Annotated in this window: 20 protein-coding genes and 2 pseudogenes; 10 read left to right on the top strand and 12 right to left on the bottom strand. The window is 67.3% G+C overall.

Annotated features, from left to right (window positions below; genetic code table 11):
- Window positions 1-58: 58 nt before the first annotated feature.
- From NP552_RS00330 to NP552_RS00315, 4 genes are read left to right on the top strand one after another with little or no spacing between them, the layout of a single operon-like run.
- Complete coding sequence (locus tag NP552_RS00330) at window positions 59-715, top strand: ABC transporter ATP-binding protein (RefSeq protein ID WP_043860253.1); 657 nt, start codon at window positions 59-61, stop codon at window positions 713-715.
- Window positions 712-3,168: an FtsX-like permease family protein gene (locus NP552_RS00325; protein ID WP_078481257.1), complete on the top strand. Its 2,457-nt coding sequence runs from the start codon at window positions 712-714 to the stop codon at window positions 3,166-3,168. The genes NP552_RS00330 and NP552_RS00325 overlap by 4 nt, the downstream gene beginning before the upstream one ends.
- Entirely contained in the window at window positions 3,158-4,237 is a 1,080-nt protein-coding gene (locus NP552_RS00320; RefSeq protein WP_274096268.1) for a lipocalin-like domain-containing protein, read from the top strand. Before NP552_RS00325 ends, NP552_RS00320 begins: the two co-directional genes overlap by 11 nt.
- Window positions 4,238-4,294: 57 nt before the next feature.
- Entirely contained in the window at window positions 4,295-5,347 is a 1,053-nt protein-coding gene (locus NP552_RS00315) for a permease (protein ID WP_054914409.1), read from the top strand.
- Window positions 5,348-5,386: 39 nt separating this feature from the next.
- Here the strand turns inward: NP552_RS00315 and mnmH are convergent, their stop codons facing one another.
- The 8 genes and pseudogenes from mnmH to NP552_RS00285 form a co-directional block, all read right to left on the bottom strand.
- Window positions 5,387-6,484, bottom strand: coding sequence for a tRNA 2-selenouridine(34) synthase MnmH (mnmH, locus tag NP552_RS00310; protein WP_054914408.1), 1,098 nt, complete (start codon window positions 6,482-6,484; stop codon window positions 5,387-5,389).
- Window positions 6,484-7,518 carry a selenide, water dikinase SelD gene (selD, locus tag NP552_RS00305; RefSeq protein ID WP_043860242.1) on the bottom strand — a complete coding sequence of 345 codons (1,035 nt, stop codon included), beginning with the start codon at window positions 7,516-7,518 and terminating at the stop codon, window positions 6,484-6,486. Before selD ends, mnmH begins: the two co-directional genes overlap by 1 nt.
- A 73-nt stretch (window positions 7,519-7,591) precedes the next feature.
- Window positions 7,592-8,455, bottom strand: coding sequence for a methyl-accepting chemotaxis protein (locus NP552_RS25965; protein ID WP_370409268.1), 864 nt, complete (start codon window positions 8,453-8,455; stop codon window positions 7,592-7,594).
- A pseudogene (locus tag NP552_RS25960) lies at window positions 8,450-9,220 on the bottom strand (MCP four helix bundle domain-containing protein); the annotation flags it as partial. The pseudogene NP552_RS25960 and the gene NP552_RS25965, both read right to left, overlap by 6 nt.
- Before the next feature lie 188 nt (window positions 9,221-9,408).
- Window positions 9,409-10,176, bottom strand: a complete 768-nt coding sequence (locus tag NP552_RS25955) for a methyl-accepting chemotaxis protein (RefSeq protein ID WP_370409269.1) — start codon at window positions 10,174-10,176, stop codon at window positions 9,409-9,411.
- A gap of 87 nt (window positions 10,177-10,263) precedes the next feature.
- Window positions 10,264-11,268 (bottom strand): annotated as a pseudogene (locus NP552_RS25950) (cache domain-containing protein); the annotation flags it as partial.
- Between the two features lie 222 nt (window positions 11,269-11,490).
- Window positions 11,491-12,129, bottom strand: a complete 639-nt coding sequence (locus NP552_RS00290; protein ID WP_274096267.1) for a TetR/AcrR family transcriptional regulator — start codon at window positions 12,127-12,129, stop codon at window positions 11,491-11,493.
- A 123-nt stretch (window positions 12,130-12,252) separates the two neighbouring features.
- Window positions 12,253-12,696, bottom strand: a complete 444-nt coding sequence (locus tag NP552_RS00285) for a bifunctional diaminohydroxyphosphoribosylaminopyrimidine deaminase/5-amino-6-(5-phosphoribosylamino)uracil reductase RibD (protein WP_043860246.1) — start codon at window positions 12,694-12,696, stop codon at window positions 12,253-12,255.
- A 258-nt stretch (window positions 12,697-12,954) separates the two neighbouring features.
- Here NP552_RS00285 and NP552_RS00280 point away from each other — a divergent pair, with 258 nt between their 5' ends.
- The 3 genes from NP552_RS00280 (at window position 12,955) to NP552_RS00270 (ending at window position 15,769) form a co-directional block, all read left to right on the top strand.
- Window positions 12,955-14,205: a DUF1835 domain-containing protein gene (locus tag NP552_RS00280; protein ID WP_274096266.1), complete on the top strand. Its 1,251-nt coding sequence runs from the start codon at window positions 12,955-12,957 to the stop codon at window positions 14,203-14,205.
- Between the two features lie 136 nt (window positions 14,206-14,341).
- On the top strand, window positions 14,342-15,241 hold the full coding sequence (lpxO, locus tag NP552_RS00275) for a lipid A hydroxylase LpxO (protein ID WP_043860248.1): 900 nt from the start codon (window positions 14,342-14,344) through the stop codon (window positions 15,239-15,241).
- 183 nt (window positions 15,242-15,424) lie between these two features.
- Window positions 15,425-15,769: a carboxymuconolactone decarboxylase family protein gene (locus tag NP552_RS00270; protein ID WP_078481264.1), complete on the top strand. Its 345-nt coding sequence runs from the start codon at window positions 15,425-15,427 to the stop codon at window positions 15,767-15,769.
- 19 nt (window positions 15,770-15,788) lie between these two features.
- Here NP552_RS00270 and NP552_RS00265 read toward each other — a convergent pair whose 3' ends face one another.
- Window positions 15,789-16,265 carry a GNAT family N-acetyltransferase gene (locus tag NP552_RS00265; RefSeq protein ID WP_043860250.1) on the bottom strand — a complete coding sequence of 159 codons (477 nt, stop codon included), beginning with the start codon at window positions 16,263-16,265 and terminating at the stop codon, window positions 15,789-15,791.
- Window positions 16,266-16,323: 58 nt separating this feature from the next.
- Window positions 16,324-16,860: a hypothetical protein gene (locus tag NP552_RS00260; RefSeq protein WP_043860251.1), complete on the bottom strand. Its 537-nt coding sequence runs from the start codon at window positions 16,858-16,860 to the stop codon at window positions 16,324-16,326.
- A 131-nt stretch (window positions 16,861-16,991) separates the two neighbouring features.
- Here NP552_RS00260 and NP552_RS00255 point away from each other — a divergent pair, with 131 nt between their 5' ends.
- Window positions 16,992-17,558 carry a GNAT family N-acetyltransferase gene (locus tag NP552_RS00255; RefSeq protein WP_043863946.1) on the top strand — a complete coding sequence of 189 codons (567 nt, stop codon included), beginning with the start codon at window positions 16,992-16,994 and terminating at the stop codon, window positions 17,556-17,558.
- Window positions 17,559-17,561: 3 nt separating this feature from the next.
- On the opposite strand, the gene NP552_RS00250 is transcribed toward NP552_RS00255, so the two are convergent.
- Window positions 17,562-18,314: an outer membrane beta-barrel protein gene (locus NP552_RS00250; RefSeq protein WP_043863947.1), complete on the bottom strand. Its 753-nt coding sequence runs from the start codon at window positions 18,312-18,314 to the stop codon at window positions 17,562-17,564.
- A 249-nt stretch (window positions 18,315-18,563) separates the two neighbouring features.
- On the opposite strand from NP552_RS00250, the gene NP552_RS00245 reads away from it, so the two are divergent.
- A complete protein-coding gene (locus NP552_RS00245) occupies window positions 18,564-18,863 on the top strand; it encodes an RcnB family protein (RefSeq protein ID WP_043863948.1) in 300 nt (99 codons plus the stop codon).
- Here the strand turns inward: NP552_RS00245 and NP552_RS00240 are convergent.
- The gene (locus NP552_RS00240; protein ID WP_054914402.1) at window positions 18,860-19,777 is read right to left on the bottom strand and encodes a LysR substrate-binding domain-containing protein; all 918 of its coding nucleotides are present in this window, start codon (window positions 19,775-19,777) and stop codon (window positions 18,860-18,862) included. The genes NP552_RS00245 and NP552_RS00240 overlap by 4 nt on opposite strands.
- A 99-nt stretch (window positions 19,778-19,876) precedes the next feature.
- Between NP552_RS00240 and NP552_RS00235 the strand changes: the two genes are divergently transcribed.
- Window positions 19,877-20,968: a tartrate dehydrogenase gene (locus NP552_RS00235; protein WP_043863950.1), complete on the top strand. Its 1,092-nt coding sequence runs from the start codon at window positions 19,877-19,879 to the stop codon at window positions 20,966-20,968.
- Window positions 20,969-21,045 lie beyond the last annotated feature (77 nt).

Genomic DNA, 21,045 nt, shown 5'->3' with positions numbered 1-21,045 from the left:
AATCGCCATGGCACAACCCGATGTACCCACCTGCCCCAACCTGGCCTACCCTTCACCCATGCTCATCGTCGAAAACCTGCACAAGACCTTCACCACCGCCCAAGGCACCCTGCCGGTGCTGCGCGGTGTCGATCTGCACCTGCCCGCCGCCACCAGCCTGGCGCTGATGGGCGAGTCCGGCAGCGGCAAGAGCACGCTGCTGCACCTGATAGCCGGCCTCGAACGCCCCGACAGCGGGCGCATTCTGTTCGACGGCCAACCGCTACACACCCGCACCGAAGCCGGGCTCGCCCACTGGCGCCGACAAGGCATCGGCCTGGTGTTCCAGCAATACAACCTGATCAGCAGCCTGGACGTGGCCGCCAACCTGGCCTTCCAGGCGCGCCTGGCCGGCCGCCATGACCCGGCCTGGGTCACCCACCTGGCCGAGCGCCTGGGCCTGGCGCCGCTACTGCAACGCTACCCCGAGCAACTCTCCGGCGGGCAGCAGCAACGCCTGGCAATCGGCCGCGCACTGGCCTCGCGCCCCGCGCTGGTGCTGGCCGACGAACCCACCGGCAGCCTCGACGAAGCCAGCAGCGAAAACGTGCTCGACCTGCTGCTGGAGCTGGTCGGGGCAAGCAACAGCAGCCTGCTGATGGTCACCCACAGCGCCCACCTGGCCACCCGCCTGCACCAGCGCCTGACCCTGCACCTGGGCCGGGTACGCGCATGATCGGCCTGTGCCTGCAGGCGCTGCTCAGCCACTGGCGGCGCCACCCCCTGCAATGCGCCAGCATCCTCACCGGGCTGTGGCTGGCCACCACCCTGTGGGCCGGGGTCCAGGCGCTCAACCAGCAGGCCCGCGCCGACTACGCGCGGGCCAACGCGCTGCTGACCGGCGCAGCGCAGGCGCAGGTGAGCCCGCGCCACGGCGAACGCTTCGACCAGCACGCCTACATTCAACTGCGCCGGGCCGGCTGGCCGGTGTCGCCGGTGCTCGAAGGCCGCCTGCGCTTTGCCGGCGCCGAACCGGTCAGCGTGAAGCTGCTGGGCATCGAGCCGCTGAGCCTGCCACCCGGCAGCGCCATCGCCGGCCAGGCCGCCCAACGCATCGACCCCGCCGCCTTCATCGGCCCACCGGGCCAGGCATGGATCGCACCCGACACCCTGCAGCGCCTTGGCCTGGCGCCCGGTGCCGAACCGCTGAGCGGCGACGGTCAGCGTCTGCCGCCGTTGCAGGTACAGGCGCAGCTGGCCCCGGGGGTAATGGTGGTCGACATCGGCCAGGCCCAACGCCTGCTGCAGGCACCGCAACAGCTCTCGCGACTGCTGATACCCGCCGGCTACACCCCGCCCGCGCTGCCCGAGGGCCTGAACGAGCTACTGGTGGTGCAGGCCGCCAGCGACACCGACGACCTGCAACGGCTGACCGAAAGCTTTCACCTCAACCTCACTGCGCTGGGCCTGCTGGCCTTCCTGGTGGGGCTGTTCATCGTGCATGCGGCCATCGGCCTGGCCCTGGAGCAGCGCCGCAGCCTGTTGCGCACCCTACGTGCCTGCGGCGTGAGTGTGCGTGCGCTGGTGACTGCCCTGGCCATCGAACTGGGGCTGTTCGCGCTGCTGGCCGGGCTGGCCGGGGTGGCCTGCGGTTACCTGCTGGCCAGCCTGCTGCTGGGTGACGTGGCCGCAAGCCTGCGCGGCCTGTATGGCGCCCAGGTGGCCGGGCACCTGAGCCTGCCGCTGCACTGGTGGCTGAGCGGGCTGGCCATCAGCCTGCTCGGGGCAGCACTGGCCGGTGCCGGCAGCCTGCTGCGCGCCGCGCGCCTGCCGCTGCTGGCGCTGGCACAGCCCCAGGCCTGGCGCCAGGCGCAGGTGCGCTGGCTGCGGCGCCAGGCACTGTTGGCGCTACTGCTGCTGGCCGTGGCCCTGGGGTGCTGGCGCTGGGGCGCGAGCCTGCCGGCGGCCTTCACCCTGCTGGCCGCCTTGCTGCTGGGCGCCGCGCTGATGCTGCCGCTGCTGCTCGATGGCGCCCTGGCGCTGTTGCAGCGGCTGTGCCACCGGCCGCTGGCGCAGTGGTTCGTGGCCGACAGCCGCCAGCAACTGCCGGCCCTGGCACTGGCGCTGATGGCGTTGCTGCTGGCGCTGGCCGCCAGCGTCGGGGTGGGCAGCATGACGTCCGGATTCCGCCAGACCTTTCTGGGCTGGCTCGATCAACGGCTGTCGGCCGAGCTCTACGTGACCCCGCATGACACCGCCCAGGGCCTGGCCATCGCGGCCTGGCTACCCACCCAGCCAGGGGTGCGCGCCGTGCTCGCGCAGTGGCGCACCGAAGTGCGCGTAGGCGGCGCCCCGGTGCAAGTGCAGGGGGTGATCGACCACCCGGCCTACGCGCAGCACTGGCCGCTGCTCGAACAGCGCAGCGAGGCGTGGCGCCAGTTGGCCAGCGGCGCCGGGGCGATGCTCAGCGAACAGTTGGCACGGCGCCTGGCGCTGGGCCTGGGCGATCGCCTGAGCTTGCCCGGCGCTGCCCCCCTTGACGTGGTGGCCGTATACGCCGACTACGGCAACCCGCGCGGGCAGGTGCTGGTGAACGCCGACTGGCTGCGGCGCACCTGGCCCGAGGCCACGCTCAACACCCTCAACCTGCGCGTGGCGGGCGAGCAGGTGGCGACGCTCAAGGCCGCGCTGCAGCAACGCTATGCGCTGGACGGCACCCGGCTGGTGGACCAGCGCACCCTAAGGCGCTGGTCGGTGGAGGTGTTCGAGCGCACCTTCGCCGCCACCGCCGCACTCAACAGCCTGACCCTGGGCGTGGCCGGCGTGGCCCTGTTGATCAGCCTTTTGACCCTGGGCCAGAGCCGGCTCGGCCAGTTGGCGCCGCTATGGGCACTGGGCGTCAGGCGCCAGCACCTGGCCTGGCTGTCGCTGGGGCAGACGCTGCTGCTGGCCAGCCTGACCGTGCTGCTGGCAATTCCCCTGGGCCTGCTGCTGGCCTGGTGCCTGGTGGCGGTGGTCAACGTGCAGGCGTTCGGCTGGCGCCTGCCGTTGCAGGTGTTCCCTGGCCAGCTACTGCAACTGGCGCTGCTGGGCCTGTTCACCGCCCTGCTCGCCGCCGCCGGCCCCCTGTGGCAACTGGCCCGCCGCCAGCCCGCCGAACTGCTGAGGCACTATGCCGATGGAACCTAGACACTGGGGCGTCCTGCTGCTGTGCCTGCTGCTGGGCGCCTGCGACCCCTCGCCACCGCCACCCGCCGGTTTTGCCGGCCTGGGCCAGGACGCTGCAGCCTTTGCCACCGTGGTGCGCGGCCAACCGTTGCAGTTCCCGCGTGACCACGGCGCCCATGCGGGGTATCGCATCGAATGGTGGTACGTGACCGCCAACCTGCGCGATGCACAGGGCCGCGACTGGGGTGCGCAATGGACGCTGTTCCGTTCGGCGCTGCGCCCCGGCGCCGAACAGCCGGGCTGGGCCAGCCCCGCCGTATGGCTGGGGCACGCGGCGTTGAGCGGGCCGTTTGGCCATCAGTTCAGTGAAACGCTGGCGCGTGGCGGTGTCGGCCAGGCGGACGTGCAGGCGCAACCGTTCAAGGCCTGGATCGACGACTGGTCGCTGCAGGCGGTGGGCGGCCAAGGCATCGAGCAGTTGCAGATGCGCGCAGGCGGCAACGGCTTCAGCTACGACCTGCAACTGAGCAGCCAGCAGCCCCTGGTGCTGCAGGGCGATCAGGGCTACAGCGAGAAGTCCGGCCAGGGCCAGGCGTCGTATTACTACAGCCAGCCGTTCTATGCCGTGCGCGGTGAAGTACAGCACGAGGGCCGGCGCGTCGAGGTGACCGGCAACGCCTGGCTCGACCGCGAATGGAGCAGCCAGCCGCTGGCCCCCGACCAGCATGGTTGGGACTGGTTTTCGCTGCACCTGGACAACGGCACGCGGCTGATGCTGTTCCAGGTACGTCAGGCCGATGCACAACCGTACCGGGCAGGCACCTGGATTGCCGCCGACGGCAGCAGCACCGCGCTCAACGGTGCGCAGATCGTGCTTGAGCCGCTGGCCCGCACCCAACTGGTCGACGGCCCGCAGGTGCCCACGCGCTGGCGGGTGCAGGTGCCCGACCGGCAGCTGGACATCGAGGTCGACGCCCTGGTGCCGCAGGCCTGGATGGGCACCCGCTTTCCCTACTGGGAAGGCCCGGTGAAGGTACAGGGCAGCACGGCCGGGCGTGGCTACCTGGAAATGACCGGCTATTCGCGCTGAGCGCCACCGACGCAGCGGCTATTCTTGCCTGAACGCCCCCTCGCCTGGAGTTGCACCATGCCTGGCCTGTCTACTTCCGCCCCCCGTGGCTGGACGCAGTGGTGCAAACCGCTGGCGTTCCTGCTGGTGGCCGCCATCGGCCTGTACTACGTGAAATGGTCGCCCTACTACGCCAAGTCGTTTGTTGCCGCCGACAGCCACAGCATCGGCGCCTCGATCCTGGACGATCACCAGTACGCACCGCTGACGGCAGCGCTGGCGTATGCCCAGGTGTACTTCCTGGCCATCTGGAAGGCGGCGCTGCTGGCGGTGATCCTCGGCTCGCTGGTTCAGGTGCTGATACCGCGCGACTGGCTGCTACGCCTGTTCGGCAAGGCCGGGCTGGGCTCGACCCTGCGTGGCGGCCTGTTCGCCCTGCCGGGCATGATGTGCAGTTGCTGCGCGGCACCGGTGGCTGCCGGGCTGCGTCGGCAGAATGTGTCGGTAGGCGCGGCGCTGGCGTTCTGGATCGCCAACCCGGTGCTCAACCCGGCCACGCTGGTGTTCATGGGCTTCGTGCTGGGCTGGGAGTTCAGTGCCCTGCGCCTGGTGGCGGGTGTGGTGCTGGTGGTGGGGGTGTCGCTGTTCGCCCAGCGCATCTCGCGCCCGGACGTACTGCCCGAACCCGCGGTGGACGCGGCCAATGTGGCCAGTACCCCGGTGCCCGGCAGCCTGCTGGCACGCTGGATGAAAACCCTGTGGCAGCTGTTCTGGACCACCATCCCGATCTATGTGCTGGCCGTGCTGGTACTGGGCGCGGCGCGGGTGTGGCTGTTTCCGCATGTCGAGGGCGGCATGGGTTCAGGGCTGGTGTGGCTGGTACCGCTGGCGGTGGTCGGCACGCTGTTCGTGATCCCGACGGCGGCGGAAATCCCGATCGTGCAGACGCTGATGGCCCTGGGGCTGGGCACCGCGCCGGCGGTGGCATTGCTGATGACCTTGCCCAGCGTGAGCCTGCCGTCACTGCTGATGCTGCGCACCTCCTTCGATACGCGGGTGCTGGTGTGGGTTGCGCTGCTGACGATGCTGGTGGGGGTGCTCAGCGGGCTGGTTGCGCTGCTGGTGCTCTAGGGCCGGCGTGCACCGCCCCCACAGCACCGGCACAGGTGCCTACAGCCGCCTTTCGCGCAGGTAGGCCAGCACCGCGGCCCGATCGCCGGCGAACTCGATGCGCGCCGCCTTGGCATCGCGCTGGTAGGCGTACATCGGGTCGTAGTACTCGCTCAGCAGGCCCTCGATCCACGCACGGTGCAGCTCCACCGCGCCGCTCGCACGCTGCACCTGCAACGCCGCGTCCATCGCCGCCGCCAGGCGCTGGTAACGCTCGCCACCCAGACGCCGGACAATGCCCGACAGGCTCTCGCGCAACCGCCCGGCAAAGTGTTCGAAGCCCTGCTCCGGCCCGTGGGCCAGCACGAACTCGGCGCACAGGTCGATCACATAGTCCTGCAGGATTCGTTGCACGCGGCATTCCAGGCTGTCTTCGAGCCACACCAGCGGCGCCTGCTGCATGCGCCGGTACAGGCCCAGCGGCACCGCGCGGCTGCCGATCATGCGCCCCTCGTCCTCGAGCACGAACTGCTCGATGCCGGCGTTGCGCTTTTTCAGCAGGTCCACCGCCAGGGTGTTTTCAAAACCGATCTGCGCCGGCTGCGCAGTGGCATGCCGGCCGAAGCTGGAGCCACGGTGGTTGGCGTGCCGCTCCAGGTCCAGCGCATTGTCCAGTTGCGCCAGCGCCTCGGTCTTGCCGGTGCCGGTCATGCCGCCCAGCAGCACGAAATCGCACTGCGCCACGGCCTGGTCGCCAACCTCCAGCAGAAACGTGCGCAAGGCCTTGTAGCCCCCGCCTACGCGCCGGTAGCGGATACCGGCCTCATCGCGCAGCCACTGCTGGGTGATCTGCGAACGCAGGCCACCGCGAAAGCAGTACAGCAGGCCATCGGGGTTGGCCCGGGCGAACTGCGCCCAGGCCTGGATACGGGCCTGGCGCAGCGCCCCGGACACCAGCTGGTGCCCGAGCACCATTGCCGCCTGCTGGCCATGCTGCTTGTAGCAGGTGCCCACCTGCTGGCGCTCGTCGTCGTTCATCAACGGCAGATTGCTGGCGTGGGTGAACGCGCCCTTGTCGAACTCGACCGGTGCGCGCACATCCATCAGGGGCACATCGTCGAGAAAGATCGAACGGTAGTCGGTGCAGTCGTCGTGCATCAACACACCTCGACCGCATGGGTGCCGCGCGCCACCAGCGTGCCGATCGGCGTCAGCGCCAGGCCCTGTGCCTGCGTCAGCTCGAGAAACGCCGCCTGCCCTTCGGGCGCCACCGCCACCAGCAGCCCGCCACTGGTCTGCGGGTCGCACAACAGCAGCTTGTGCGCCTCGCTCAACGGACCGATGCGCTCGCCATAGCTGTCGAAGTTGCGCAGCGTGCCACCGGGTACGCAACCCTGCTCGATGTAGTGCTCGACACTGGCCAGGCGCGGTACCTGCGCCGCTTCCAGGCGCGCGGTCACGCCGCTGCCATCGGCCATTTCCACCAGGTGCCCGAGCAGGCCGAAGCCGGTGACGTCGGTCATGGCCTTGACCCCCTCCAGGCGCGCGATCTGGCTGCCGATACGGTTGAGGGTGCACATCTGGTCACGCGCCAGGCCCACGTCTTCGGCGCGCAGCAGGCCCTTCTTCTCCGCCGTGGTGAGCACGCCGATGCCCAGCGGCTTGGTCAGGTACAGCTGGCAGCCGACGGTGGCGGTGTCGTTGCGCTTGATGTGGCGCTTGTCGACGATGCCGGTGACCGCCAGGCCGAAGATCGGCTCGGGGGCGTCGATCGAATGCCCGCCGGCCAGGGGAATGCCGGCCGCATCGCACACCGCGCGCCCGCCGCGGATCACCTCGCGGGCGATCTCCGGGGCCAGCACGTTGACCGGCCAGCCCAGGATGGCGATGGCCATCAGCGGGTCGCCGCCCATGGCGTAGATGTCGCTGATGGCGTTGGTGGCCGCAATGCGGCCGAAATCGAAGGGGTCGTCGACGATGGGCATGAAGAAGTCGGTGGTCGAGACCACGCCGCGCTCGTCATCGATGGCATACACCGCCGCGTCGTCGCGCGAGGCGTTGCCCACCCACAGGCGCGGATCGAGGTTCTGCGCGCCGCTGCCGGCGAGGATCACCTCGAGCACCTTGGGTGAAATCTTGCAGCCACAGCCGGCGCCGTGGCTGTACTGGGTAAGGCGTACTGGTTCGTTCATCGGTTGTCCCCCGGGTTCAAGCCCCTGAGTCTAAGGCAGGGGACCCGGGGGCGCTACGTGATGGTGGCTACTGCTAGACCTTGAACTGGGTCACCAGCAGGTTGAGGTCGACCGCAAGGCCTGCCAGCGCCTGGCTGGCGGCATTGCTCTGGCGTGCACCGGCCGCGGTCTGGATCGACAGGTCACGGATGTTGACCAGGTTGCGGTCCACCTCGCGGGCCACCTGGGCCTGCTCCTCACTGGCGCTGGCGATCACCAGGTTGCGCTCGTTGATGCCGGTGATGGCCTGGGTGATCTCGTCCAGGGCGTGACCGCACAGCTGCGCCACTTCCAGGGTGGCGTGGGCGCGCTGGTTGCTGTTGCGCATTGCCGTGACCGCCGTGCCGGTGCCCTGCTCGATGGTCCCGATCATGGTCTCGATCTCCTGGGTGGACTGCTGGGTGCGGTGCGCCAGCGCCCGAACCTCGTCGGCCACCACGGCGAAGCCGCGCCCGGCATCCCCGGCCCGGGCCGCCTCGATGGCGGCGTTGAGGGCCAGCAGGTTGGTCTGTTCGGCAATCGCGCGGATCACTTCCAGCACCTGGCCGATGTTGCGTACATCGCCCGCCAGGTGCTCGACCTGCTCGCAGGTGTGGGTCACGTCGTCGGTAAGCTGGCCGATGGAGTCGACGGTGCGCTGCACCTGCTCGCGGCCGTGGTGGGCGGTCTCGTCGGTCTGGCGCGAAGCCTCGGAGGTGCTCACGGCGTTGCGGGCCACCTCCTCCACGGCCGCCGTCATCTCGTTCACCGCCGTGGCCGCCTGCTCCACTTCGTCGTTCTGCTGCTGCAGCGCGCGATTGGAGTCGTCGGTGGCAGCCTGCAGCTCTTCGGCGGCCGAGGCCAGCTGGCTGGAGGAACTGGCGATTTTCTGCAGCGTGCCGCGCAGGCTGCCCTGCATGTCGCGCAGCGCCAGCAGCAGACGCGCCGGCTCATCCTTGCCGCTGATGCTGATCTCGTCGCACAGGTCGCCACCGGCGATGGTCTGGGCAATGCCCACGGCTTCGCCCAGCGGGCGCACGATGCTGCGCGTGAGCAGCACTGCCAGCGCCACGGTCAAAGCCAGCACCACGGCCAGAATCGCCAGCACCAGGCTGATGGCGCCATGGAATACCTCGGTGCTGCGTCGGGCCGCCTGCTCCCCGCCCTTGTCGTTGAGCGCAATGATTTCGAGCAGGTCGGTGAGCATGCCGTCGGCATTGGTCAGGTACGGGCCGGCGTCCACCAGCGCGATGGCGTCGTCCTTGCGCCCCTGCTGCAGTAATTGGACGACCTTGTGCTGATCGGCAAGGTAGCGCGTCTTGGCCTGCTGGTAGCGGGCGAACGCGGCCTGTTCCTGCGCCAGGGTGATCAGCCCGGCATAGGTCGCCTCCTGGGTGTCCAGCTGCGCTTCGAGCTGGTGCAGACGCGTGATCAGGTCCTGCAGGTCGTCGCCGTCGCGCAGTACCAGCAGGCGCAGGGTCAGGGTGCGGATCTGGGTGCTGGTCAGCGCTACGCCGTTGGCCGCGACAATCGAGGGCAGCCAGTTCTGGTCGACCTGGTTGGACTGTTCGTTCATTCGACGCATTTCCAGCAGCGACAGGCCGCCAAGGGCCATCGCCAGCAGGGCAATCAGCGCGAAGCTGAGGCCGGCACGCAGGGAAATGTTGAGGGAGCGCAGAAGCATGGGGTGTTCCTTGTGGCTGCAAAAGTACAACCCGCGCCGGGACAGGCGGCGCGGTCAGGTTCTGCAGGCAAGGCGGTGAAGCGGGAGGGCAGTGTTCTTTATGAGTGCTTGCTCCACTGCCGGCGGGATCACTCGGCGGCAGTGAAGCCATGATATCACATTGACATTAATTGTAACGTTGTCGGTGGTCAGGACTTGAAGCGGCCCACCAGTGCGTTCAATTCGGCCGACAGCGTGGACAGCCGTCCGGAGTCCTCCTGCGCCGAGCTGGCCAGGCTTTCGACCAGGCGCGCTTCGTCGTAGATCTGCTGGATATGCCGGTTGATCTCCTCGGCCACACTGTGCTGCTCCTCGGCGGCGGCCGAGATCTGCAGGTTCTGGTCGCGGATCTCGTTGACCGACAGCTGGATGCCCTCGAAGCTGTCGCGCGCGCTTTCGATGGAGGTGACACTGGCCCGGGACAGGTCCTGGCAGCTTTGCATCTTCTGCGATACCTCCTGGGTCTTGCTGGCGAGGGTACCGAGCAACTGGTCGATTTCGCCGGTGGAGTCGGCGGTGCGCTTGGCCAGCGCGCGCACCTCGTCCGCCACCACGGCAAAGCCGCGGCCCTGGTCGCCGGCGCGGGCGGCCTCGATGGCGGCATTGAGCGCCAGCAGGTTGGTCTGCTCGGCGATGGCGCGAATGGTGCCCAGGATCTGGTTGATGCTGCGGCTGCCCTCCTCCAGCTCGACCATGGCCTGGGACGACTCGCTCAGGCGGTTGCCCAGGCGGTTGACGTTCTCGGTGGTCAGCTCGATCTGCTGCTTGCCTTCGGCCACCCGGCGATGCCCGCTTTCGGCGGAATCGGCGGCGTTGCTGCACGAGCGGGCCACCTCGTTGGCGGTGGCGACCATTTCGTTGAATGCGGTGGAAACCAGCTCCACCGCTTCACGCTGGCGCCCAGCCGCCTGGTTCATGTTGGTGGCCACCTCGCTGTTGACCTGCGAGGCGTCGTGCAGGTTGGTGGAGGCTGCGCCGATGCGCTGGATCAACTGGCGGATGGCCGCCAGAAACCGGTTGAACCAGCCGGCCAGCTCGGCGGTTTCGTCCTTGCCCTGCACAACCAGGTCGCGGCGCAGGTCGCCCTCGCCCTCGGCGATCGACTGCAGGCCCGTGCTGACCTGGCCGATGGGCTTGACGATCACCCGGGCGAACGCGGCGCCGATCAGCGCGAAAAAGATCGCCAGCACCACCACGATGATCCCGGCCAGGTAGGTCATGCGCGTGGCGGCGCCCATCACTTCGCGCTGCTCGATCAGGCCCACGAAGCGCCAGCCCAGGCCTGGGGAGGTCCATACGTTGGCCATGTAGCGAACCCCGTCGATCTCGACGTCGGCAGCCCCCTGTTCGGTGGCCGCGAGCCTGGCGTAGGGCTCGCCCAGGTCCTTGAGCGGCTTGAAGCTGTGCCCGTCGTCGCGCGGGTCGACCAGCACCACACCGTCCTCGATCAGCATCACGTAGCCGCTTTGACCCAGCTTGATGCTCTTGACCAGTTCGGTGAGGTTCTTCAGCGAGACGCTGACGACGAACACGCCGCGGGGCTTGCCGGCGCCGTCGAGCATGGCCCGGGCGGTGCCCACCAGGGCCACGTCGTCCTTGTCGTAGTAGTAGGCGGGGGTGCGCACGGTCTTGCCGGGGCTGGCCATCGCGGCCTTGTACCAGGGGCGCTGGCGCGGGTCGTAGTTGGCCAGTTGCGGGTCATCCGGCCACTTGGCGTAGGTGCCGTCTTCCAGGCCGATGGACAGGATGGCCGCCGCCGGGTGGGTGGCGCCAAAGCGTGCAAAGGCATCGATCACCCCCTGGGCCGGCGCTGGCAGGGGCTGGCTGGCGGCGTCGGCAGCGCGGTAGTCCTTGAGCGTCTGCACAGCGCTGTATACAGGATCGGCCGACATCTGATCGACGTTCTGCTGCATCCCGTCGAAGAACTGGCGCATGTTGCCGTCGATCTGGCGTATTTCCCGGGTGCTGCCATCGATGAACTGTTCAACCGCCTGGGTGCGGATGTTCATCACGCTGACCACCGCGACCACCGTCACCGGGATGAAAGCCACCAGTACAAACGCAAGGACCAGCTTGTTTTTTATATTCATCGCGCGCTTCACCCTCCCCGGGCATGAGGCGCCAGTCACCCGTGCAGCGTGAGTTCTGGCAATTTGCTATCACCGCTGTTTCGGCTGGGGAGGTGAAAATCTTTAATACAGTTTCGTGTACAAAAAAATGCAGGATTGTTTCTAGTTGGTCGGCCGCATGGGGCGCGGCGCCGGCATGCCAGGCGTGGCGCCCTGCAGCACCAGGCGGGTGATGGTGGCGGCCGCCAGCGCGTAGTCGTCGCCCTGGGGCGCATGCACGCCCGTGAGCTGGGCCATGCGCCAGCCGAAATTGGTGTAGGTGCGGGTGGCCGACCAGATGAACAGCATCAGGTGTTGCGGGTCGACCGGGGCGATCAGGCCGCGTTTGATCCAGCTGTTCAGGCAGTGCACGTTGAGCTGCGCCTCGGCGCGCAGCAGGTCGCGGCACACCCCGGGCAGTTGCTTGGCCCCGTGCAGCAGCTCGCTGCTGAACACGTTGGAGGTGTACGGGTGGTCACGCACGATGCGGATGCGCGCCTGGATGTAGGCCGGCAGCGCCACCTGCGGGTCATCGCTGGCGCGCAGCACGGCGGAGGCCGCGAGCAAGGGTTCCAGAAAGGCCATCAGCACCCGGGTGTAGAGGTTTTCCTTGGTCTGGAAGTAGTAGTACAGGTTGGCCTTGGGCACGCCGGCGCGGGCCGCGATGTCGCGGGTCTGGGCGGCGTTGTAGCCCTTGCTGGCGAATTCCTCGCTGGCGGCCTCGAGAATCAGCTGCTGGTTGCGTTGACGAATGCTGGGCATGGCGATGGCACTTCGGGGAAAGACCCTCGCAATATACAAAAATACATAGCGATGAGGCTATGCATGCCAGGTTGCGGGCGCGCCTTCGCCGGCAAGGCCGGCGGCTGGAGTGGGTGGGGCGCCTCAGGCCTCGGCCAGCAGGTAGGTGCGCAGGTCCCTGGAGACCTCTTCGGCCAGCAGCCCGACGATCACCTCGACACCGGCCTGACGCAACAGGCGAACCCCGGCCCCGGCATTGCGCGGGTCCGGGTCGAGCATGCCGACGAACACCCGCTCCACCCCCTTGTCGATCAACGCCAGGGCACACGATGGGGTGCGCCCCTGGAACGAACAGGGCTCCAGGGTCACATACGCTGTCACACCCCGGCCCCCTTCCGGCAATTTCGCCAACGCCATGGCCTCGGCATGGGGCTGCCCCGGCGGCTGGGTGTGGCCCTGGCTGATCACCTGGTGATCGCGGACCATCACGCAGCCCACCGGCGGGTTGGGCCGGCACGCCGGCAAGGCACGGCGCCCCTCGATCAGGGCCAGTTGCATGAAATCGCTGTTGGAAGGGAGTATCGGCATAAGGTCCTTGCCCAGTGGGTTCCAGAATGAGCGAAGGCGACAGGGTACTCCTGCTGCACGGCGAGGGCACGATTTCTCCCGCATCGTGCGCTCATGCCGGTTGCCCGTTGTCGCTGCCGGCAGGCTTCGCTATAGTCACGCCCTGGCGTTCTCCGCGCCTGCCGTCCGCGCAAAGGGCCACGCCCCGGTACAGAACAGCCTCATTCGTCGATACGACTCCCGGCCTGCAAGCGGACAAGGCCCGACCCAGGAGATCGTATGCTCACCGCCCTGCCCCCGCACATCTGCCATGACGGCAGAATCAACCTCGAACACCAGCGCAAACGCGCCAAGACCCTGCTCAGGCACCTGCTGGCCGGCACTGCGCCGGCGCACTTCAAGCCCCTGCCCCACACCCGCGCCCCACGCCTGGCCGATGCGCAGTGGCTGATCGCGCAGGAGCTGGGCTTTGCCAGCTGGCCAAGGCTCAAGGCGCATGTCGACGCCATCGACTTTGCCGCACGCAACCCCGGCTTCGAAGCCGACGACGAAGCCCGCAGCGTGCATTGGCGGTGTGGCAACGACATCGCCCATACCCTGCGCCTGGCCGGTTTCAAGGGGGCCTTCCATACCTTCATCGACCCGCTGTGCATGGGCCCGGTACCGGCACTGCCGGCGCAACCGTTGCTCGCCCTGCGCAACGACTACATCAGCCGCGTGTTCGGCATGCCAGAAGCCGACGTGGCGCGGCGCAGTGCCGAGGAGTACGCCGCCCTGGCGCAGCTCGACGGGTGCCCGCACGCCGTGCTGTGGTGCGAGGCGGATGCCTATGACCAGCTGTTCCTGATCCGCGTGCTGGCGGGCATCGAGCAGTTGCCCGAGTGCCTGGAACTGATCGAGATCAGCCAGGTGCCGGGGGTGCAGCGTTTCATCGGCATCGGCCAGCTCGCGCCGGACCTGCTGGCCTGGCTGTGGCCCCAGCGTCGGCGGCTGGACGAGGCAGCGCTGGCGCTGGCCCGTCGTGCCTGGGCGGCGTACTGCGCGCCCTCGCCACTGGCCTGGGCGCAGCTGGCCCATGCGCCAAGCCCGGCACTGCCCTTGCTGGCGCCGGCATTGCTGCGCCAGTTGCAGGAACTGCCGGGGCTGGCCGACGGCCTGTCGCTGACCGAGCGCCTGGCCCTGGGCATCGTCGCCGAGGCCGGCAGCCTGGCGTTCGGCCGGGTGTTCGCAGAGCTCATGAGCAGGCGCGAGCCACTGCCGTACCTGGGCGACCAGATGTTCCATGCGCTGATGCGCCCGCTGATCGATGCGCCCACGCCGTTGCTGATCGAAGCGGACGTTCACCTGCCCTGGCCGCAACGCAGCCTGACCCTCACGGCCCTGGGCCAGCAGGTACTGGCAGGCAACGCCTACTGGCTGGACCACGCGGCCCCCGAACGCTGGGTAGGCGGTGTACGCCTGCAGGCCGGGCTGGCGCACTGGGCACTGGATGCCCATGGCCAGCCGGTGTGGCGCCATCAACCGTCCTGATGCCTGCCGAACGACCGCCGACCTAGCCAAAGGTCGGCACCCCAAAACGTAACAATATGTACAAAGCACGCGGTTGATTGTTTATGCTGGCCTGCTCATGCCATGGCGCATAGCCACATCGACCTGTTAATCGACCATGAAAATCTTTCTCGTTCTACTGTTTGTCTTCTCCATCGCCTACGTGCACCTGCGCGGGCGCGTGCGGCACAAGCTCACCCGCCAGCTGGGCGATCACTCCAGCTTCCTGGCCCCGATCAACGTGTTCCTCTACCTGTTCTCCCGGCTGCCGGCCAAGCCTTACCTGCCGGTGGAGGCCTTCCCCGAGCTCAAGCCGCTGCAGGACAACTGGCAGGAAATTCGTGCCGAAGCCCAGCAACTGCTGCACGTGGGCGAAATCAAGAGTTCGCAGAGCCATGACGACGTCGGCTTCAACTCGTTCTTCAAGAGCGGCTGGAAGCGCTTCTACCTGAAGTGGTACGGCGAAAGCCACCCGTCGGCCATGAAGCTGTGCCCACGCACCACCGAACTGCTGCAGGGCATCGGCACGGTCAAGGCGGCGATGTTCGCCACCCTGCCGCCGGGCTCCAAACTTGTGCGCCATCGTGACCCGTATGCCGGCTCCTACCGCTACCACCTGGGGCTGGACACGCCCAACGACGAGGCCTGCTATATCTGCGTCGACGGCGAGAACTACCACTGGCGCGACGGCGAGGCGGTGATGTTCGACGAAACCTACATCCACTACGCGGCCAACCACACCGAGCACAACCGCATCATCCTGTTCTGTGATGTGGAGCGACCGCTGAAGTACCGCTGGGCGACGGCGTTCAACCGCTGGTTCAGCCGCAAGGTGATGGCCGCCGCTGCGGCGCCGAACGATGCGGGCGACAAGACCGGCGGGATCAACCGGCTGTTCACGCGCATCTACAAGATCCGCGAGCGCGGCAAGGCGCTGAAGAAGCGCAACCGGCTGCGCTACTACCTGGAGAAGTGGGCGGTGGTGGCGCTGTTGCTGCTGGTGTTCATCTATATCTGAGGTGGCCCTTTCGCCGGTAAGGCCGGCTCCTGCAGGCGGCGCGTGAGCCTGTGGGGGCCGGCCTTGCGGCAAAACGGCCCCTACCAAAGTACGCCCCCACCCCGACCATCGACCAACGGCGCCCCAGTGCCGAAAAAACTAGCTTCACTGTTCATTTTGTCGCAACACAAAAAGGTGAAGACGATGAGCATGATGGACTGGGATGGCTACCGCAAACAGCTGATGGCCGGTATCGGCGACCTCAAGCAACTCTCGCCCGGCACGGTCGACGGCTACATGACCGCCAGCGGCGCCGGGGCCAAGACCAACCACCTGGACGCAAAGACCCGCGAGCTGATCTCCCTGGCCGTGGCGGTGACCACCCGCTGCGACGGCTGCATTGCCGTGCACTCGGCGCAGGCGGTCAAGCAAGGCGCCACCCGTGAGGAAATCGCCGAGGCCCTGGGCGTGGCCGTGGCGATGAACGCCGGCGCCGCCCTGGTGTACTCGGCGCGCGCACTGGATGCGGTGGGCAAGGCCGGGGAGTAACCCGACCCGGGGCCTGCGCTCAGGGCTGCGCAGGCCGCTCCATCAGCACCACCTCGATCGGGTCGCCGCCCACCCCGTGGGAGAAGAAGTCGCGCCCCTTGGCGACAAACCCGTGACGCTGATAGAAGCCCTCGGCATTGAGCGTGGACTCGACCTTGATCACCTCCACGCCCGGCGCCCGGGCCTTGGCCAGGCCCGCCTCCAGCAGGCGGCTGCCCAGTTGCTGGCCGGCCGCCTGCTGCAGCACGAACAGGCGCGTGACTTCGCCAGGTTCAGCGTCGACAAAACCGACCACCGTCTCACCCTGACATGCCACCACCATCGAGCCCTTGGCAATGGAACGCTCGTAATCCTCATGGGTTCGCTGGCCCATCCAGCCGCGCAACTGCTCATCCGAATAGCGCCCACCCGCCAATTGCGTGATCGACTGGTGCGTCACCGCAAATACCGCTGCCCCATCGCCGGCCCGGGCCGCGCGCAAGGTGATCGACTCCATGGGTTCCCTTCCCCTGTGAATGCATGAGCCGCCACTCTAGCCGGCCTGCACGGTGGCCTCAACCACCCGGGTTGGTGAACTGGATGTACAGGCAGAAGCTGCCCAGCAGCAGCCAGAAGCCGATGAACAGCCAGGGCGTGCGCATGGAGAACAGCAGCGACTTGCAAAAGCCCTTGTGGCTCGATTCCAGCTCGTTGAACAGCGGCGATTCGTCGTAGGCCAGGCCCATGGCCGGCTTGCTGTGCAGCAGGTTGCTCTGCTTGAAGTGCCAGTGATCGATGATCAGGTAGGCCGCGCGTATGCCCGGCCAGGCGTTGAGCGAGCTGACGATGCCAAGCAGCGCCATCAGGCACGGCACCACCAGGGTGAACAGCTTGCCCCATTCGGGGTTGAGGTTGGCCATCGACGAGGCAAAGGCGATCACCAGGAACGACTGCGCCGTGAGGTAGGCGTTGGTCCGGTTGGACAGCAGGCTGGTTTCGTACTGGATCTCGCGCCGGTAGAAGTCCAGGCGCTCCTTGGGCGAGCCGAACAGCAACGGGTCGTCTTCGTCGCTCGATTGCACGGGCAAGGGCTGGGTGATGATTTTCGACATGTCTGGGTATCCGCAACCAGTGGTCGAATTTGGAGCCCACCCCGGCGCCAGCGTTCAGTTGATTGCGCCGGTCGGGGCGCAATCCCTTAGAATGGCGCCCCACCCGCCCCCTTCGCCCGCCAAGGATTCCCATGCTGCAGATCCGCCCGATGACCGCCGCCGATTTCGACCGCTTCTGGCCCACCTTTCAGGCCGTGATCGCGGCGCGGGAGACCTACGCCTACGACCCGAACCTGAGCCTGGAGCAGGCCCGGCACCTGTGGCTGGAGGTGCCGCTGCACACGCTGGTGGTCGAGGACGAGGGCCAGTTGCTGGGCGCGTACTACCTCAAGGCCAATGCCGCAGGCCCCGGCAGCCATGTGAGCAACTGCGGCTACATGGTCGCCGAGGCCGCCCGCGGGCGCGGCGTGGCGCGGCTGATGTGCGAGCACTCCCAGCGCCTGGCACGCAACGAGGGCTTCCTGGCCATGCAGTTCAACTCGGTGGTGGCCAGCAACGAGGTGGCCGTGGCGCTGTGGCACGCGCTGGGCTTCGAGACCGTCGGGCGCCTGCCCAGGGCCTACCAGCATGCCCGCCTGGGCCTGGTCGACTGCCTGGTGATGTACAAGTGGCTGGGTGAAATGACTGCGCCCGAACAGCCAAGGCTGATCGGGCGCAAGAACATCGAGGCGGTGGTGTCGCGCAAGCGCGGGCGCTAGCCCTTAGAACGCAAGGCCGACCTTGATGCCGAACTCGTCACGCTTGAGCTTGATGTTGTCGGCCACTTCCGAGTCTTCGTCCAGCTTGTACTCGGTGCGGGTGTAGTACAGGCCGGCCATCACCGGCATCGAGCCCTTCTGGTTCATCAGCAGGCTGACTTCGGCATAGGGGTTGGTACGGTCCTTGAGGTCGACGGTGTCGTTGCCCACGTCTTCGACATGCAGCTTGGCCTTGCTGTCCAGCGAACGGCGTGCACCGGCTTCCAGGCGCAGGGTCATGTCGTCGAACTGGTGGTTGTAGCCCAGCGCGGCCTTGGCGAAGGGGGTGCGACCGGTCAGCTTCATGTCGTAGCCGTTGGATTCCAGCTCGTAGCGCGACCAGTTGTAGCCGCCGCCCACGATCAGGTCGACCGAGTTGCGCGCATCGATCGCGGCGCGCCAGCCCAGGTCCACGTCGGCCTGGCCTTCCTTGAGCTTGGTGTCGTTGTGGTCGCCGTACTTGAGGTCGACACCGGCCTGGTAGATGAAGCCGGATTCAGCGGTGAGCTTGTTGCCGAAGTTGAAGAACAGGCCGCCTTCACCCATGCGGTCGGTATCGGACTCGCTGCCGCCTTCGAGCTTGAACTTGTTGTAGGCGCCGAGAACACCAAAGGTTGCAATCGGGTCGGTGGGGGCTGCGGCCAGCGCACTCAGGGGGGCGGCCAGTACCGCCAGGGCCGAGGTCTTGAGCAGCAGGTTGCCGAATCGCTTGGACATCACTTTCAGTCTCCATTTATGTGAAAGGCACTCGGGGTCGAATGCGACCTTTCGAACCCCGGGCGTTTCAAAAAGTTCAGACGAAGGCTCTGGGGTGCGGGTTGTGTCACAGAAACCGTGTCGGGCGTTCACAAAACCCTGTGGGAGCTGGCATTGCCAGCGAAGGCAACGCCGCAGATATACAGCCGATTGAATGTTTTCAGCACCGCGCAGTCCCACCCTTCAAGCCCCAGCCATCAGGAGTACCGCATGACTGCACGCAAACTGTTCACCACCCTTGCCCTGCTCGGCAGTGTCGCCCTGGTCCAGCTCCCGGCCCAGGCCGCCGAGCCCAGCGTGGTCGCGCCCGAGTCCCCGACCCGCGAGCTGAAGGTGCACGACAAGGCCCCCGACCTCTACAAGCGCGACGACATGGCCCTGCGCGGCTGGAAGGAAAAGGGCCTGAGCCAGCCCGACGAAGACAGCCAGTGGGTCAAGATCCAGGACAACTACGTGCTGATCGAAATCACCAACGGCACCATCAAGAAGATCGTGCCCGCCAAGGGCTAGCCCAGCACCGGCAGGCTGTAGCGCTCGGCGAAGTACTGGCGCAGGAACTCGACCGCCACGCGTACTTTCGCCGAGCTGGCCAGGGGCGAGGTGTATACCGCCCAGATGTCCGCCGCCTGGTGATAGTCCTCCAGCACCGGCACCAGCCGGCCATCGGCCAGGCTGTCGTGCACATCCCAGTACGAACGCAGCAGTATCCCCCGCCCGTCCAGGCACCATTGGTGCGCCACCTCGCCGTGGTTGGTCGACAGCCCGCCGGTCACCCGCACGCTCTGCTCGCCCTGCGGCCCCTGTAGTTGCCAGACGCCGAACGGGTGGTCACGCTCCTTGATCACCAAACAGTCATGGCTGCTCAACTCGGCCAGTTGGCGCGGCGTGCCGCGCCGTTGCAGGTAGCCCGGTGCGGCGCACAGCACGCGCCGGTTGTGGGCCAGCGGCTTGGCGATCAGGTGCGGGGCAATCACGTTGCCCACGCGGATATCCAGGTCTACCCCCTCCTCGATCAGGTCCACCAGGCGGTCGTGCACGTCCAGGCGAATATCCAGCTGCGGGTAGCGCTCGGCCAGCTCCGACAGCGCCGGCGCCACGAAGCGCCGGCCCAGGCCCAGACTGCTGGCGATACGCAACTGGCCCACCGGCACGCGGTGCTGGGTGCTGATGTCGTCGCCCATGCGCTGCACCGTCTCGAAGATCTGCAAGGCCCACTGGTAGACCCGCTCGCCCTCCTCGCTCAGCGACACCCGCCGCGTGGTGCGGTGCAGCAGGCGCACGCCCATCTGCTGCTCGAGCAGGCGCACACGCTTGCTGATGAACGCGGCCGACATGCCCAGTTGCTCGGCCACCGCGGCAAAGCTGGCGCGCTTGGCCACCTGGACAAAAATGTTGAGGTCTTCGAGGTTGGGCAGACTATTCACGATATGTGCACAAAGAATTCATGTTGGGCGAGATTATCTCTGACCCAATGGCTTATAGCATGCGCTCACCTGTTCCCAAACAACAACGAGTGAGCCGCCATGACCAAGACCTTCAAGATTGCCGCCATTCCCGGCGACGGTATCGGAAACGAAGTGCTGCCCGAGGGCATCCGCGTGGTCGAAGCCGCCGCGCGCAAGCACGGCCTGGACATCCAGTTCGAATTCTTCGAGTGGGCCAGCTGCGACTATTACCTGGCCCACGGCAAGATGATGCCCGATGACTGGTTCGAGCAGCTCAAGGGCTTCGATGCGCTGTACTTCGGTGCGGTCGGCTGGCCCGACAAGGTGCCGGACCACATCTCGCTGTGGGGCTCGCTGCTCAAGTTCCGCCGCGACTTCGACCAGTACGTGAACATCCGTCCGGTGCGCCTGTTCCCCGGCGTACCCTGCCCGCTGGCCGGTCGCGAGCCGGGCGACATCGACTTCGTGGTGATCCGCGAGAATACCGAGGGCGAATACTCCTCGCTGGGCGGTCGCATGTTCGAAGGCACCGAAAACGAGTTCGTGCTGCAGGAGTCGGTGTTCACCCGCCGCGGCGTCGACCGCATTCTCAAGTATGCCTTCGACGTGGCGCAGACCCGTGAGCGCAAGCACGTGACCTCGGCCACCAAGTCCAACGGCATGGCCGTGAGCATGCCGTACTGGGACGAGCGCACCGCCGCGATGGCCGCCAACTACCCCGAGATCAGCTGGGACAAGCAGCACATCGACATCCTCTGCGCACGCTTCGTGCTGCAGCCGGACCGCTTCGACGTGGTGGTGGCTTCCAACCTGTTCGGCGACATCCTCTCCGACCTGGGCCCGGCCTGCGCCGGCACCATCGGCATCGCACCGTCGGCCAACCTCAACCCCGAGCGCAGGTTCCCGTCGCTGTTCGAACCGGTCCACGGCTCGGCGCCGGATATCTTCGGCCAGAACATCGCCAACCCGATCGCGATGATCTGGTCCGGGGCGCTGATGCTGGAGTTCCTCGGCAATGACGGCGCCGACCCGCGCTACCGCGCCGCCCACGACGACATCCTTGGCGCCATCGAGCGCGTGATCGCCGCCGGCGACACCACCCGCGACATGGGCGGGCAGAAGTCCACCCAACAGGTCGGCCAGGCCATCACCGCGCTGATCGAAGGGTGAAACAACGGGCCGGTTGTCTGAATTGCCAGACAATCCGGCCCGTCACCTCTTGCGAGCCCACAAGATTCTAGGCAGAA

The organism is Pseudomonas sp. 8209, from assembly GCF_028682105.1.
Lineage (GTDB): Bacteria > Pseudomonadota > Gammaproteobacteria > Pseudomonadales > Pseudomonadaceae > Aquipseudomonas > Aquipseudomonas palmensis.
The sequence above is the reverse complement of the archived record's forward strand: the minus strand, read 5'-3'. Positions and strand labels throughout refer to the sequence as shown.

Excerpts from the sequence above, each read along its gene's own strand:
- NP552_RS00330 (WP_043860253.1), top strand. The coding sequence starts at position 59 with ATGCTCATCGTCGAAAACCTGCACAAGACCTTCACCACCGCCCAAGGC.
- NP552_RS00325 (WP_078481257.1), top strand. The coding sequence starts at position 712 with ATGATCGGCCTGTGCCTGCAGGCGCTGCTCAGCCACTGGCGGCGCCAC.
- NP552_RS00320 (WP_274096268.1), top strand. The coding sequence starts at position 3,158 with ATGGAACCTAGACACTGGGGCGTCCTGCTGCTGTGCCTGCTGCTGGGC.
- NP552_RS00315 (WP_054914409.1), top strand. The coding sequence starts at position 4,295 with ATGCCTGGCCTGTCTACTTCCGCCCCCCGTGGCTGGACGCAGTGGTGC.
- mnmH (WP_054914408.1), bottom strand. The coding sequence starts at position 6,484 with ATGCACGACGACTGCACCGACTACCGTTCGATCTTTCTCGACGATGTG.
- selD (WP_043860242.1), bottom strand. The coding sequence starts at position 7,518 with ATGAACGAACCAGTACGCCTTACCCAGTACAGCCACGGCGCCGGCTGT.
- NP552_RS25965 (WP_370409268.1), bottom strand. The coding sequence starts at position 8,455 with ATGCAGGGCAGCCTGCGCGGCACGCTGCAGAAAATCGCCAGTTCCTCC.
- NP552_RS25955 (WP_370409269.1), bottom strand. The coding sequence starts at position 10,176 with ATGAACCAGGCGGCTGGGCGCCAGCGTGAAGCGGTGGAGCTGGTTTCC.
- NP552_RS00290 (WP_274096267.1), bottom strand. The coding sequence starts at position 12,129 with ATGCCCAGCATTCGTCAACGCAACCAGCAGCTGATTCTCGAGGCCGCC.
- NP552_RS00285 (WP_043860246.1), bottom strand. The coding sequence starts at position 12,696 with ATGCCGATACTCCCTTCCAACAGCGATTTCATGCAACTGGCCCTGATC.
- NP552_RS00280 (WP_274096266.1), top strand. The coding sequence starts at position 12,955 with ATGCTCACCGCCCTGCCCCCGCACATCTGCCATGACGGCAGAATCAAC.
- lpxO (WP_043860248.1), top strand. The coding sequence starts at position 14,342 with ATGAAAATCTTTCTCGTTCTACTGTTTGTCTTCTCCATCGCCTACGTG.
- NP552_RS00270 (WP_078481264.1), top strand. The coding sequence starts at position 15,425 with ATGAGCATGATGGACTGGGATGGCTACCGCAAACAGCTGATGGCCGGT.
- NP552_RS00265 (WP_043860250.1), bottom strand. The coding sequence starts at position 16,265 with ATGGAGTCGATCACCTTGCGCGCGGCCCGGGCCGGCGATGGGGCAGCG.
- NP552_RS00260 (WP_043860251.1), bottom strand. The coding sequence starts at position 16,860 with ATGTCGAAAATCATCACCCAGCCCTTGCCCGTGCAATCGAGCGACGAA.
- NP552_RS00255 (WP_043863946.1), top strand. The coding sequence starts at position 16,992 with ATGCTGCAGATCCGCCCGATGACCGCCGCCGATTTCGACCGCTTCTGG.
- NP552_RS00250 (WP_043863947.1), bottom strand. The coding sequence starts at position 18,314 with ATGTCCAAGCGATTCGGCAACCTGCTGCTCAAGACCTCGGCCCTGGCG.
- NP552_RS00245 (WP_043863948.1), top strand. The coding sequence starts at position 18,564 with ATGACTGCACGCAAACTGTTCACCACCCTTGCCCTGCTCGGCAGTGTC.
- NP552_RS00235 (WP_043863950.1), top strand. The coding sequence starts at position 19,877 with ATGACCAAGACCTTCAAGATTGCCGCCATTCCCGGCGACGGTATCGGA.